10 protein-coding genes and 7 pseudogenes are annotated in these 13,044 nt (G+C 71.0%); 9 read left to right on the top strand and 8 right to left on the bottom strand.

What is annotated here, in order from left to right; translation table 11 throughout:
* Window positions 1-21: 21 nt before the first annotated feature.
* From ACZ8AI_RS09725 to ACZ8AI_RS09740, 4 genes and pseudogenes are all read right to left on the bottom strand, one after another.
* Window positions 22-936, bottom strand: a complete 915-nt coding sequence (locus tag ACZ8AI_RS09725) for a carbohydrate ABC transporter permease (RefSeq protein ID WP_464858070.1) — start codon at window positions 934-936, stop codon at window positions 22-24.
* A complete protein-coding gene (locus ACZ8AI_RS09730) occupies window positions 933-1,967 on the bottom strand; it encodes a carbohydrate ABC transporter permease (RefSeq protein ID WP_464858153.1) in 1,035 nt (344 codons plus the stop codon). Before ACZ8AI_RS09730 ends, ACZ8AI_RS09725 begins: the two co-directional genes overlap by 4 nt.
* 300 nt (window positions 1,968-2,267) lie before the next feature.
* Window positions 2,268-2,549: pseudogene (locus ACZ8AI_RS09735) on the bottom strand (extracellular solute-binding protein); the annotation flags it as partial.
* 35 nt (window positions 2,550-2,584) lie between these two features.
* Window positions 2,585-3,388: pseudogene (locus ACZ8AI_RS09740) on the bottom strand (extracellular solute-binding protein); the annotation flags it as partial.
* Window positions 3,389-3,460: 72 nt separating this feature from the next.
* On the opposite strand from ACZ8AI_RS09740, the pseudogene ACZ8AI_RS09745 reads away from it, so the two are divergent.
* The 5 genes and pseudogenes from ACZ8AI_RS09745 to ACZ8AI_RS09765 all read left to right on the top strand — a co-directional run.
* Window positions 3,461-4,222 (top strand): annotated as a pseudogene (locus ACZ8AI_RS09745) (Gfo/Idh/MocA family protein); the annotation flags it as partial.
* Between the two features lie 418 nt (window positions 4,223-4,640).
* A pseudogene (locus tag ACZ8AI_RS09750) lies at window positions 4,641-4,766 on the top strand (hypothetical protein); the annotation flags it as partial.
* 76 nt (window positions 4,767-4,842) lie between these two features.
* Window positions 4,843-5,040, top strand: a pseudogene (locus ACZ8AI_RS09755) (aldo/keto reductase); the annotation flags it as partial.
* A gap of 209 nt (window positions 5,041-5,249) precedes the next feature.
* Window positions 5,250-5,507 (top strand): annotated as a pseudogene (locus tag ACZ8AI_RS09760) (aldo/keto reductase); the annotation flags it as partial.
* Window positions 5,486-6,115: a LacI family DNA-binding transcriptional regulator gene (locus tag ACZ8AI_RS09765; RefSeq protein ID WP_464858072.1), complete on the top strand. Its 630-nt coding sequence runs from the start codon at window positions 5,486-5,488 to the stop codon at window positions 6,113-6,115. The pseudogene ACZ8AI_RS09760 and the gene ACZ8AI_RS09765, both read left to right, overlap by 22 nt.
* Window positions 6,116-6,239: 124 nt before the next feature.
* On the opposite strand, the gene ACZ8AI_RS09770 is transcribed toward ACZ8AI_RS09765, so the two are convergent.
* Window positions 6,240-6,368, bottom strand: a complete 129-nt coding sequence (locus ACZ8AI_RS09770) for a hypothetical protein (protein WP_464858073.1) — start codon at window positions 6,366-6,368, stop codon at window positions 6,240-6,242.
* A gap of 4 nt (window positions 6,369-6,372) precedes the next feature.
* On the opposite strand from ACZ8AI_RS09770, the gene ACZ8AI_RS09775 reads away from it, so the two are divergent.
* The 4 genes and pseudogenes from ACZ8AI_RS09775 (at window position 6,373) to ACZ8AI_RS09790 (ending at window position 9,848) form a co-directional block, all read left to right on the top strand.
* Window positions 6,373-6,510, top strand: a complete 138-nt coding sequence (locus tag ACZ8AI_RS09775) for a hypothetical protein (RefSeq protein ID WP_464858075.1) — start codon at window positions 6,373-6,375, stop codon at window positions 6,508-6,510.
* Between the two features lie 190 nt (window positions 6,511-6,700).
* Window positions 6,701-8,264 (top strand): annotated as a pseudogene (locus ACZ8AI_RS09780) (MFS transporter); the annotation flags it as partial.
* Between the two features lie 418 nt (window positions 8,265-8,682).
* Window positions 8,683-9,348 (top strand): flavin reductase family protein, encoded by a 666-nt coding sequence (locus ACZ8AI_RS09785; protein ID WP_464858077.1) that lies wholly within the window; start codon window positions 8,683-8,685, stop codon window positions 9,346-9,348.
* Window positions 9,237-9,848 (top strand): superoxide dismutase, encoded by a 612-nt coding sequence (locus ACZ8AI_RS09790; protein WP_464858078.1) that lies wholly within the window; start codon window positions 9,237-9,239, stop codon window positions 9,846-9,848. Before ACZ8AI_RS09785 ends, ACZ8AI_RS09790 begins: the two co-directional genes overlap by 112 nt.
* Here ACZ8AI_RS09790 and ACZ8AI_RS09795 read toward each other — a convergent pair.
* From ACZ8AI_RS09795 to ACZ8AI_RS09805, 3 genes are all read right to left on the bottom strand, one after another.
* On the bottom strand, window positions 9,758-10,552 hold the full coding sequence (locus ACZ8AI_RS09795; RefSeq protein WP_464858079.1) for a TetR/AcrR family transcriptional regulator: 795 nt from the start codon (window positions 10,550-10,552) through the stop codon (window positions 9,758-9,760). The two genes, ACZ8AI_RS09790 and ACZ8AI_RS09795, sit on opposite strands and share 91 nt — an antisense overlap.
* 171 nt (window positions 10,553-10,723) lie before the next feature.
* Complete coding sequence (locus tag ACZ8AI_RS09800; protein ID WP_464858080.1) at window positions 10,724-10,876, bottom strand: hypothetical protein; 153 nt, start codon at window positions 10,874-10,876, stop codon at window positions 10,724-10,726.
* A gap of 158 nt (window positions 10,877-11,034) precedes the next feature.
* Window positions 11,035-12,831 (bottom strand): serine hydrolase, encoded by a 1,797-nt coding sequence (locus tag ACZ8AI_RS09805; RefSeq protein ID WP_464858081.1) that lies wholly within the window; start codon window positions 12,829-12,831, stop codon window positions 11,035-11,037.
* Window positions 12,832-13,044: the final 213 nt, after the last annotated feature.

A 13,044-nucleotide genomic window follows, 5' to 3' on the forward strand; every position in this document is an offset into this window, starting at 1 on the left:
GCGCCGCCCCACGGTCCACGGTCAGCCCTTCAGTGCACCGGCGGCGATGTTCGCGATGAAGTGCCGCGACCCGATGATGAAGACGCCGATCAGTGGGAAGACGCTGATCACTGCGCCGGCCATCACGGCGCCGAGGTCGGTCGCGTTCACCGAGCTCAGCCCGGCGAGGGCGACCTGGAGCGTCTGGCCCTTCGGGTCGATGAGCACGATGAGCGGCCAGACGTAGTCGTTCCAGGCGGTGATGAACGTGAAGATGCCGAGGAACGCGAGCCCGCCGCGGAGCATCGGCACCGCGATCGACCACCAGGTGCGGAAGAACCCGGCGCCGTCGACCCTGGCGGAGTCGATCACCTCGTTCGGGATCGACCCCGTCGCGAACTGCCGGAGCAGGAAGATGCCGAAGGCGTTCGCCGCTCCCGGCACGATGAGCGCCTGCAGGCCGCCGATCCACCCCAGGTTCGCCATGAGCACGAAGCTCGGCACCAGGGACAGGCTGCCGGGGACGAGGAACGTGGCGAGCATCACGGTGAAGAGGGACCGCTTGAACGGGAACTCGTACTTGGCGAACGCGAACGCGGCGAGCGAGTCGAACAGCATCACGAGGACGGCGGTGCTGCCCGCGACGACGACGGTGTTGAGGAGCGCCCGCAGCATGTCGACGTTGCTGAACACCGAGGCGACGTTGGCGAGCGCGTTGTCGCCGAACCAGAGCGACGGCGGGTAGCCGAAGATCTCCGCGTTGGTCGAGGTCGACATCACGAGCAGCCAGTAGAAGGGGAAGATCGACAGCAGCACCCCGACGATCAGGCAGAGGTGCGTGACGGCGGTGCCGAGCCACCCGCGGCGGAACCCGTGGCCGCGGTCGTCGCCCGCGGCGCCCGGACGTCCGAGGGCGGCTGCGGTGTTCGTGGTCGTCGTGGTCGGTGTCGTGGTCATGCGTCGACCCCCTTCGCGCTGGTGCGGGTGGTGCGCGGGGCCCGGAGGCGTCGCGGCGTCTTCAGGCCGTCGCGCTCACTGAGCAGGCGCCAGTTGATGATGGCGAACACCACCGAGAAGATGAACAGCACCCAGGCGATCGCCGACCCGTAGCCGAAGTCGAACTGGTTGAACGCCTGCTCGTACTGGTAGAGCACGATCGTCATGCCGGCCTCGTCGGGGCCGCCCACCGCCTGCCCGTTGAACAGGATCTGCGGCTCGGTGAAGAGTCCGAGCCCACCGATCGTCGACGTGATGAGGGTGAAGAGGATCACGGGGCGGAGGAGCGGCACGGTGATCCGCGAGAAGATCTGCCACGCGTTCGCGCCGTCGACCTTCGCGGCGTCGTACAGCTCGGTCGAGATCGACTGCAGCCCGGCGAGGTAGATGATCGCGTTGTACCCGGTCCAGCGCCAGATCACCATCACCGAGATCGTGATCTTGATGCCCCAGTACGACGACAGCCAGCCGACCGGATCCGCTCCGAGTGCCCGCAGTGCCGCGTTCACCAGACCGAAGCCGTCGGAGAACACCGATCCGAACACGATGGCCATCGCCACCATGCTCGTGACGTTCGGCACGAAGAACGCGACGCGGTAGAAGCCCTTCGCCCGGATGTTGCCGTGCAGCAGGAACGCGAGCACGAGTGCGAGGAACAGCATCGGGATCGTCGACATGATCCAGATCAGGAAGGTGTTGCCGACGGCGTTCCGCAACCGCGGGTCGCCGAGGAGGTACTGGTACTGCGCGATACCGACGAACGCGGGGGACCCGACGCCGTCCCAGTCGGTGAACGACAGCACGATCGAGAACACGATCGGGAACAGCCCGAACACCAGGAAGAGGACGTAGAACGGCGCGATCGCGACGTACTGCGGCCAGAACCGTCGGAGCCCGAACCGCTTGCCGGTCGCGGCGGTGGTGATCGACGAGGTCGGTGTGCCGACCACGGCGGGGATGCTCGTCGTCGGGGGAGCCTGCTTGGTGCTCATGCCGCCACCCCGCGCTTCTCGAGGACCCGGTTGGTCTGGTCGACGGCGTCCTGCCATGCCCGGTCGGGGTCCTTCCCGCCGGCTTCGACGTTCGTGATCTCGGTGGCGAAGGCTCCGACGAACCGCTCGGAGTTCGAGATGTACGTCACCGGGACGTCCATCGCCGAGGCGTTGAAGAACGCCAGGGGGTCCTGGTCGCCGAAGTAGTCGCCGGGCTTCCGCATGATCCCGTTCGCGAACGACGCCGGTGTCGACGTGGAACAGCTGGATGTCGTTGTACGTGTGCGACTGGACCTCGGGCGAGGTGATCCACTGCGCGAAGGCGGTGGCGGCAGCGGGGTCCTTCGACGTCTTCGGGACGGCGAGGAACGAGCCGCCGCTGTTGCCCGGCCGCTCCGGCTGCCGTGCGATCCGCCACTGACCGGCGGCGTCGGGCGCGGTGTCGTGGATGATCTGCGTCCACCACGCGCCCTCGATCTGGCCGGCGACCCGGCCGGACACCCACCCGGCGTTCTGGTCGGTGCCCGACTGACCAGGTTGCCGGTCAGCCCGGACCGGACACAGGCGACGGCGTTCTCCCACGCCTGCCGGATCGAGCTGTCGTGCCGCTCGAACACCGGGCGGTCGTCGCGGTCGAAGTACCGCGTGGGGCTCGCGTAGACGTACTGGTTGAACAGCTGCGTCGCCGTGATCACGGTGGCGGCGTCCGCGCCCTTCCGGATCTTCGCGCCGAACGACCGGAATCCGTCCCAGGTCGAGACGGCGTCCGAGACCTCGTCCGGGTCGGTCGGCAGCCCGGCCTTCGCCAGGACGTCCTGCCGGTAGAAGAAACCGGTCGGTCCGGTGTCGACCGGCCAGAAGCACTGCCTGCCGCTCGGCGTCCGGCCCAGCGCGGTCTTCCAGTCGTAGTACTCACCCCGCTTCGCCGTGCCCCCGTGGTCGTCGAAGTCGGTGAAGAGGTCCTCGTCGGGGAAGTAGAGCCAGCAGTTCGAGTTCACCATGAGGACGTCGGGGATGAAGGCATTGCCGGCCAGCGCCGTCCGGAACTTGGTGTCGTACGACGCTCCGCCGATGAGGTCGGGGCGGAGTCGCTTCGAACCGTGGCCGCTGATGCCGTCGGCGGCCTGCCGGAGGAACTTCGGGTCGAGCGACCGGTTCCAGTACCAGAGGACGAGCTCGTCCGGGTCCTTCGAGATCGCGGTGCCGGTGGAACACCCGGCGAGGAGCGCCGTGGAGGCGAGAGCGCCGAGGGCGCCCGCACCGGCGAGGAACCCCGCCGGCTGAGACTGATCGATGGTGCTGCTGTCACGGAGTACCTGCTCTCGTCGTTGAGATCGGGATACCTGGAGCGTTCGACCGTGAACGCTCACGAAGTGGTGCAGAGCCTCCTCCCGTGGACACGCCGTGTCAAGCACCTGCACCGTTGCAGGCCCGGCACGCTGGCAGTACGGTCGTCGTGACCGTGAAGGTTCACGACGAGAATGGGTACCCGCATGTCAGCGCAGACCGCGACCACCGCCAGCAGCAGCACGGACGTGCAGCAGGACGTCCCCGGCTGGGCGGTCCTCGGCCCCGGCGGGATCGCTCGCCGCTTCCTCTCCCAGCTCCCCGCGAGCGCCGTCGGCGCCACCCTCGTGGCCGCCGGCAGCTCCTCGCCGGAGCGGGCACAGGCGTTCGCCGACGAGGCCGCGGAGCACGGCTTCACCGGTGTCGTCGCCGGTTCCTACGACCAGGTGCTCGCAGACCCCCGGGTGCACGCGGTGTACGTCTCGACGGTGCACACCGGGCACGCCGCCCTCGTCCTCGCCGCGCTCGAGGCGGGCAAGGCCGTTCTCTGCGAGAAGCCCCTGTCGCCGAACCACGGCACGTCGATGGCACTCGCCGATGCCGCGCGCCAGGCCGGCCTGCCGCTCGTCGAGGCGTACATGTACCGCTTCCACCCGCAGACCGCTGCGCTGCTCGAGCTCGTCCGCGACGGCGCGATCGGCGAGGTCACCCACATCGACGCCTCGTTCGCCTTCCGCGCCGGCGAACGGTCCGGCCGGCTGTTCGACGTCGACACCGCGGGCGGCGGGATCCTCGACGTCGGCGGGTACCCGGTCACGATGGCGGCCGCGATCGTGCAGGCCGCCACCGGCGTCGCGGTCGCCGAGCCGACCGAACTGACGGCCCGCGGGACCCTCGGCCCGACCGGCGTCGACGAGTGGACGGTCGCACACCTCACCTACCGCGACGGCATCACCGCGGACGTGCGCACCGGCGTCCGGGTGCAGGACGACAACGCCGTCCGGGTGCACGGCACGCGCGGGACGGTCACGCTCGCCGACCCCTGGACGCTCGGCGACGACCCGACGATCGTGGTCCGGACCGTCGACGAGGACCCGCGCACGCTGTCCTTCGCCGGCGAACTACCCCTACGCGCGCGAGGCCGACGCGACCACCGCGGCGCTCGCGGCCGGCCGGGTCGAGGTCCCCGAGTACACACTCGACGAGTCGCTCGCCACGGCCCGCACGCTCGACAAGTGGCGCGCCGCCATCGGTCTCCGCTTCCCGTTCGAGGCCGAGTCCGCCGACATCCCCACCGTGAGCGGTCGGCCGCTCCGCGTGCAGGACGGCAACCCCATGCGGTACGGCGAGATCCCCGGCGTCGGCAAGCAGCTGTCCCGCCTGGTGATGGGCGTCGACAACCAGCCCGACCTCGCGCACGCCAGCGCGATCTTCGACCTGTTCGTCGAGCAGGGCGGCAACGTCTTCGACACCGGTTACATCTACGGTAGCGGCGTGCTCGAGGGTCGGCTCGGCAAGTGGATCCAGAACCGCGGCGTCCGCGAGGACGTGGTCGTCATCACGAAGGGCGCACACACCCCGTTCTGCGATCCGGAGTCGCTCACGAAGCAGCTGCTCGAGGAGCCTCGAGCGCCAGGGCACCGACTACGCGGACATCTACATGATGCACCGCGACAACCCGGACATCCCGGTGGGGGAGTTCGTCGACGTCCTCGACGAGCACCGCCGTGCCGGGCGGATCCGCGTGTACGGCGGCTCGAACTGGACGCCCGCGCGCTTCGACGAGGCGAACGCCTACGCGCGGGCCAACGGCAAGCACGAGTTCGAGGTGCTCAGCAACCACTTCGGTCTGGCCGAGGCGTACGACGTGCCGTGGGCCGGGGTGCGAGCACGCCACCGACGCGGCGTCGAAGGCGTGGCTCGAGGAGCGGGCAGGTCCAGCTCCTGCCGTGGTCGTCGCAGGCACGCGGGTTCTTCACGGGACGTGCGACGCCGGAGGACACCAGCGACGCCGAGCTCGTGCGCTGCTACTACAGCGACCAGAACTTCGAGCGGCTCCGCCGTGCGCGCGAGCTCGGCGAGCGGTTCGGGGTCCCGGCGACGGCGATCGCCCTGGCCTACGTCCTGAACCAGCCGTTCCCGACCTTCCCGCTGTTCGGACCGCGTACGATCGCGGAAGCCCGGTCGTCCATGACCGGCCTCTCCGTCGACCTCACTCCGGAACAGGTGGCATGGCTGGACCTCCGCGACTGACCCGGTCGCCCCCGGACGGCCCGCACCCCGGCGGCCGCGCGACGATCATCGACGTCGCCGCGGCCGCCGGGGTGTCCCGGCAGACCGTCACACGCGCCATGAACGGCATGTCCGGCATCAGCGCCGCGACCAAGCAGCGCGTCCTCGCCGAGGCCGAACGGCTCGACTACCGGCCGTCGCGGTTCGGCCGCGGGCTCGTCACCGGCGGCGACCACCAGCTCGGGCTCGTCGTCAACGACCTGCGGAACCCGTACACACCGCAGCTCGCGTCGGCGGTGTTCCGGCTCGCCGCCGAGCAGAGTGGAACGTCATGCTCGCCGACGTCGACCTGGCGAGCGACGCCGACCGGATGGTCCAGGCCTCGGTGCGCAGACCGACGTGGTGATCGGCTACCTCGGCTCCCGGCGGCACCGGTGGAGCGAGCTCCTCGGCAGCGTGCCGATGGTCGAGCTCGACCGTCGTCCGACCGCCGACCGCCGCGGTCTGGATCGACCCCGCCGACGCGATCGAGACCCTCGCCGACCACCTCGTGGCGACCGGGGTGCGACACCCGGTGGTGCTCGACAACTCGTCGCCCGAGCACACGAGTGCCCGTGGGGTGCTGCTGATGGACGCCCTGCGCGGCGCGGGTACCTGCCCGAGCTCGTGCACGCCCCGCACGGCACGGCGGAGTGCGGCGCCGAGGAGACGACGGCGATCCTCGGACGACGACGCCTCGACTGATCCTCGCCTTCAACGACGTGATGGCGCTCGGTGTGCTGCAGGCGTGCCGCCGTGCCGGCGTGGACGTGCCCGGTAGAGGTCCGGGTCGTCGGGGTCGAGCGGGCTGCCGCTCGGCGGGCTCGTGTCGCCGACCCTCACGACCTTGGCGGTCGACCTCGACGCCGTCGCGCGCGAGGCGCTCGACCTCGCCCTCGGCATGCTCGCCGGTGAGCTGCCGCGGCAGGGTGCGACGGTGCAGCGCACCGTCCGGCCCAGCCTGCTCCTGCGCGAGTCGGCCTGACGACGAGGGCTGCCCTGGGCGGGGACCCGAGGGGACTGACGGGAGAGCGCGGTGCGGGCCCCGCACCGCGCGCCTCCCGTCCGCCCTTGGTTGCATTTGCAACCATCACCGTCCGACGGTATACTAACGGAGTCCTGACGGGACGCGTGCAGCCCCCGCGTCCCGTCTCGTCCTGCCCACCGCCGTCGACCTGGTCCGGCTCGAAGTCCCGGGAGTCCTTCCGTGTCCGCACTGCTCACCGGTCCCGTCACCACCGCCCGTCACCGGCAGCCGCACCAGTCGGTTCGCCGCGCTCTTCGTCCTCATGCTGCCCGTCCTGCTCATCTCGGTGGACAACACCGTGCTGAGCCTTCGCGCTGCCGTCGATCTCGCGCGCGCTCAACCCGGACGCCACGACGCAGCTCTGGATCGTCGACGCCTACCCGCTCGTCCTCGCCGGGCTCCTCGTCGTGATGGGCAGCATCGGCGACCGCATCGGTCGGCGTCGGATCCTGGTGATCGGCGCGAGCGGCTTCGCCCTGTTCTCCGTCGCCGCGGCGTTCGTGACCGACGCCTGGATGCTCGTCGCCGCCCGCATCGCGATGGGTGTCTTCGGCGCGATGCTCATGCCGGCCACGCTGTCGATCATCCGCAACGTCTTCGTCGACGCGGGGGAAACAGCGCGGATGGCGCTCGCCGTCTGGTCGGCGATTGTTCCGCTGGCCGGCGGCGCCCTCGAGCCGCTCGTCGGCGGCGTCCTGCTCGCGCACTTCCACTGGGGCGCCGTGTTCCTGGTCGCCGTGCCGATCCTCGTCCTCATGCTCGTGGGCGTGCCGTTCTTCGTCCCCGAGTCCCGCGACCCGATGCCCGGGCCGGTCGACGTGCCGAGCATGTTCCTCTCCCTCGGCACGCTCGCGCCGATCGCGTGGGCCATCAAGTCGGTCGTGCACCCGGAGGAGCGCGGCTTCGCGATCGCCATGCTCGCCGTCGGCGTGCTCGGCGGGATCGCGTTCGTGCGGCGGCAGCTCCGCTCGCGCACGCCGATGCTCGACCTCCGGCTGTTCCCGCAGCACCGCCTTCAACTGGGCAGCGTCCTGATGAACATGGCGGCGATGTTCTCGTTGACGGGCTTCCTGTTCTTCTTCATCGCCCAGCACCTGCAGCTCGTCGCCGGGCTCGACCCGTTCACGTCCGGCATCGTGCTCGTCCCAGGTCCGGTGCTCACCATCGTCGCCGGGCTCGTGGTCGTGCCGATCGTCGGCCGGGTCGCACCGCGCTGGGTCGTCGCGGTCGCCCTGCTCTTCTCGGCCGCGGCCTACGCGATGGTCGCCGTGCTCGGCCACCACGCCTCGATCGTGGCGCTCGCGTTCGCCTTCGTGCTGCTCGGCATCGAGGAGATCGGCGCGTCGGGAGACCGTGACGAACGACCTGATCATCTCGACAGCCCCCGCGGACAAGGCCGGCGCGGCGTCGGCGATGTCCGAGACCGCGTACGAGATCGGTGCGGTGCTCGGAACAGCCGTCCTCGGCACGATCCTCGCCACCGCCTACCGGGCGCACGTCGTGGTGCCGGGCGGGTTGTCCTCGTCGGCGCACACGGCGGCGCAGGAGGCCCTCGGCGGTGCGGTGTCCGCGGCGAACTCGCTCGGCGGGTCCGCGGGGCAGGTGCTCCTCGAAAGTCGGCGCGGGTAGCGTTCGGCTCGGGCGTGACGATGACGGCCGGGGTCGCGGCGCTCCTCATGGTGGTCGCGGCGGCCGGCGCGGTCGTCATGCTCTTAGCAGCTGACGCGCGGGCATGGGGCGCTCGCTCGCCGCTTGAGGGAGCACAAATCGTCGGGGAGCTCTCGTGCGCTCGACGATTCCTGCTCCCTCGACGGACACTGGCCCCGCGCCACGCGCCCGCGCGTGCCTGCCCCGCGCCCGTCCGCCGCATTGAGGGAGCACAAATCGTCGGGGGGCTCTCGTGCGCTCCACGACCGATTCCTGCTCCCTCGACGCCCGCCCGCCAGCGCCCGCGCCCTCACCCCGCCCCGACGCCCGCGCCCACTCCCGGCGCGTCACGCGTGGTCACTCGGCGCGCCCGGGATCGGTCGAACCTGAGAATCGTTGACCTCAGCCACGGTTGAGGTCCTACGTTGGGACATGGCCGCGGAGCCGCGGCCTCCCCTCCCCGAAGGAACGACCACGACTCCCATGCCCGACGAAGCACCGGCGACCATCGCGGACGCGTACAAGGCCGCCTTCCGGGGACACCCCGCAGGCGTCGCCGTCATCACCGCCGAAGGGCCGGACGGCCCCACCGGTCTCACCGCCTCGGACGTCGCGAGCGTCGCGATCGACCCGCCCGTCCTCGTGTTCTCGCTGTCCACCAACTCCGGGTCCGCCGGCGTCGTGCTCGGCGCCCCGCTGTTCGTCGTGCACCTGGTCGACTCCCTCGGGGTCGCCCTCGCGAAGCGCTTCGCCTCGACCGGCAGTCCGGCGGCCGACGACCCGATCTGGGGGACGCTGCCCTCCGGGGACCGCTACCTGCCGAGCGCCGCGAGCGCGCTGCGCTACCGACCGCTGTCGACCACGCCGATCAGCTCGTCCACCGTCGTCGTCGCCGAGGTCCTCGACATCGTCGTCGGCCTCGAACAGGGCGAGCCGCTGGTCTACCACAACCGGGAATTCCCTCCCTCACCGATCGTTCCCGGCTCTCGTGAGCCGCCAGACACCATCCGCACACCACTGATCCGAAAGGAACTCACATGGCTGAGTACGCCCTGCCGGAGCTGCCGTACGACTACGCCGCGCTCGAGCCGCACATCAGCGGCAAGATCATGCAGCTGCACTACGACAAGCACCACCAGACCTACGTGACCGGCGCGAACACCGCGATCGAGCAGCTCGCCGAGGCCCGTGAGTCCGGCAGCCTCGCCACCGTGAACAAGCTCGAGAAGGACCTCGCGTTCAGCCTCGGCGGTCATCAAGCCCTCGTCTTCTGGACCAACCTCGGCCCGGACACGAAGGTCCCGGAGGGCGAGCTCGCCGCCGCGATCGACGAGTTCTTCGGCTCGTTCGAGAAGTTCCAGGCCCAGTTCACCGCCGTCGCCACGGGTATCCAGGGCTCCGGCTGGTCCGTCTCGCGTGGGACACCGTGGGTCAGAAGCTCACCACGTTCCAGCTGTTCGACTGGCAAGGCCAACGTGCCGCTCGGTGTCGTGCCGATCTTCATGCTCGACATGTGGGAGCACGCCTTCTACCTCGACTACCTCAACGTCAAGGCGGACTACGTCAAGGCCGTGTGGAACATCGTCGACTGGGAGAACGTCGCCGCGCGCTTCGCGAACGCGAAGTCGCAGAGCTTCATCACGCTCTGACAGAGCGTCGGCGGGTCGCCTCGGTGACCGTCTGACGGACTGGAGGCGCGGGTGCCGGCTGGCACCGCGCCTCCAGTCCGTCGGGGTTTCGTTCGAGACCGCAGCGCGCCGGCCAGGCCATTGCGTCGGTGTAGACCGGCGTCACCGCTCCGTCGGCGGCTCGCTCGCGATCGCGCGCGCAGTTCGACGTCGACGTCGCTGTGCTCGTGGTCCACGATGGCGCCCCACTGAGCCCCGCGTGCGGAGAGGACGGCGTCGCGTGCCGATCGGTCGGCCTCGTCGGGGTCGGCACCGTGCTCGCGACACCACGCTGCGATCAGGACGACCTGGTCGTGGTGGAACACGTGCTCACGGTCGCGGCCGTCGAGTGACTCCACTGCGCCGAGCTCGAAGGCGAGCCGCGCGGCGAGTGCCCGTTCCGGGTCGTCGAGTCCGCCGAACACGGCGACGAGGTACTCGGCGAGTCCGTGCGCATCGGTGGCGGGGTCGAGCGCCGGGGGCATCGCGGAGTCGGCGAGGTGCGCGACGACGGCGTCGATCAGGGCGTCGCGCGAGCCGAAGTGGTAGACGATCGGGTAGGCGCTGGTGCCGAGCACCCTGCCGAGGCTGCGGACGGAGACGTCTTCGAGCTTGGTGTCCCGGAGGTGCTGCGCCACCTTCGCGATGATCGCCGGCTTCAGCGTCGGGTCGGGCTTCCTGGGCATGGCGTCTCCGTGGGGTCGGTGTGGGTCGCGACCGTTCACATACGATCGTTGAGTATATTACCGGTCGTTCCCGGGAAGAGCCACCACGTCGTCATGAACCGGAGATTTACTCGTGTTCGCGTAGGATGGGGCCGATGACCACTCCGCTCCGAGCGCCGGCCCGACGCCCCGTCACGTCCCGGGGCGACCCGTGCCGGACGCACGGTCGCGGGGCGACGTCGGGGAGCAGGGAAGCGCTTCCTGGTCGTCGGCGACGTCCTGGACGGTGTCCTCGTGCAGACCACCGCCACCACCGTGGGCGACACACGACCTGGCCGCCGTCATCCGCCACCGTCCAGGTCGGAGCGGCCGGCAACGCCCCACCTGGCTCGGGTGGCTCGGCGCCGAGGTCGACCTCGTCGCTCGCGTCGGGGTCGACGACGTGTACCGACACGAAGGGTCACTCAACACCTCGGCGACGCCGGGGTCCGTGCCCACATCCGCTACGACGCGCGGAGCACGACGGGCGGGTCGTGTCCGTGCGGAACGACGTCGGCAGGACCGCGATGTCCGACCCCGCAGCGAGCGGTGCGCTGACCGCCGACGACGTGCTCGGCCGAACTCGTCGACCGCGCGGACATCGTGCACCTCACCGGAGCGGCGATGCTCGGCGGCGGCGGTGCGGACCGCATCGCCGCCTTCCGTCGCACGCGCACGGACCGGGGCAGCACGGGTGTCGCTCGATCCGTCCGCCACCGCGGGCCGGTACGACCTGGTGGGGGCCGACGAGTTCGTCGAGGCACTCGCCGGTGTGGACGTGCTCTTCCCGAGCGAGGCCGAGGCGATCGCCCTGACCGGTGCCGACACCGTCGCGGACGCGGTGCGGGCACCTCACCGAGCGGGTCCCGCTCGTGGTCGTGACCCGGGCGCACGACGGCGTGCTCCTCGGGCGGAGGGGGCGGAGTCCGCAGCGGGTGCTGGTCACGCCGGCGACCGTGGTGGACACCCTCGGTGCGGGGACGGCGTTCGCCGCGGGCTTCCTCCGAGCGTGGGCGACCGACCCGGTGCGGGTCGGGGCGGCAGCCCGCGAGGGCACCCGTGTCGCCGCACGGGCGCTCGGTTTTGTCGGCGGGCGACCGCCGGTCTAGGAGCCGTGCGACGGGCCGTCGGTCGGGGTCGCCGTTCGCGGGCGTCAGGCTGACGGGCTCGGGGGTGACGGTGAGGGTCTGGACGCGACCGGCCGCCAGCGGGGCCAGCCGGATCTCGACGCGCAGGCGTCCGGTGGTACCGGGCAGCCACCACCGGAGGTGCGACGGGGCGGAGGACTGCTCGGCCTCCGGCGCAGCGGTGACGTCCGCGCCGACGGCCTGGACCGCCTCGGCGATCGCGCGACGTCGACGTTCGTACGGCACGTCCTGTGCGACGTTCGGCGATTGCCAGATCGCATCCGGCGAGCTCGTCTGTTCCACCCGGCGAGCAGCTGCGTCACCGCCCGCTGCGCAGCCCTGGTCGCGGTGGCCGTCCGGCCGGTGGTGGCCGTCCGTCCGGCGGTGGTCGGTGCGGTCGTCCGGCCGGTGAGGACGAGGTCGAGCGCGGCGTCGGCGGCCGCCGGTCTTCGCCTGCGTGGCGTTCTCGAACGCCACGACTCCGAGGCCGTCCGCACGGACCACCGCATGTGCGCGGAGAAGCCCGGGTACCCGCCGGAGTGCGACACGAGCTCGCCGAACCGCGGGTCCTGCTCGACGAACAGTCCGAAGCCGTACGCGGTCGCGCGCGCGGCGCCCGGCACGGTCGTCGGGGGCACGACGCGCATCGCCTGCTGCATGGCCAACGGTCCGCGGGGAGACCGAGGCCTGGTTCAGGGAGACCGCTCCGAACGCCGAGACGAGGTGCCGACCCCACCGTGCCAGGTCCGCCACGGTGGAGAAGAAGAGCCCGCCGATCGGCGAGAACGCTCCGGACCGGTCAGCGGCAGCGGTTCCCAGGTGCCCGCGTGCGGACGGACGCCGGTCACGACGAACCCGTATGACTCGGCCGCGCTGAACACCGTGTCGTCGAGCCCGAGCGGGCGGAGGACCCTGGCCGCTGCGACCCTGGGTGTAGGGCGCTCCGCCTACCGCGGCGATCACGCGGCCGAGGAGCGCGTACCCGAGGTTCGAGTACGCGAACCGGGTGCCCGGCACGGAGTCGAACAGGAGCCCGGCACGCAGCACGGCGTCGAGCTCGGCGTCGGAGATCGATTCCTGCCGATCGGCCCAGGGGTCGTCGGTGGGGAACCCGGCGCCAAGGGTCAGCAGCATCCGGAGGGTCGGCACGGGGAGAGTCCGCGGTGGGCAGCTCGACCGCGGCGAAGGCCGGCACGAAGTCCGTCACGGCGCGGCCGAGGTGGACGCGTCCGGCGGCCACCAGGGCGAGCAGGGTGGCGGCGGTCAGCCGCTCTTGGTGCAGGACGCGATCCGGTAGACGGTGTTTCGTCCGGAGCGCGTCCGTCTCCACGGTCGCCGTGCTTCCGC

This window comes from Curtobacterium sp. AC273 (genome assembly GCF_979253735.1).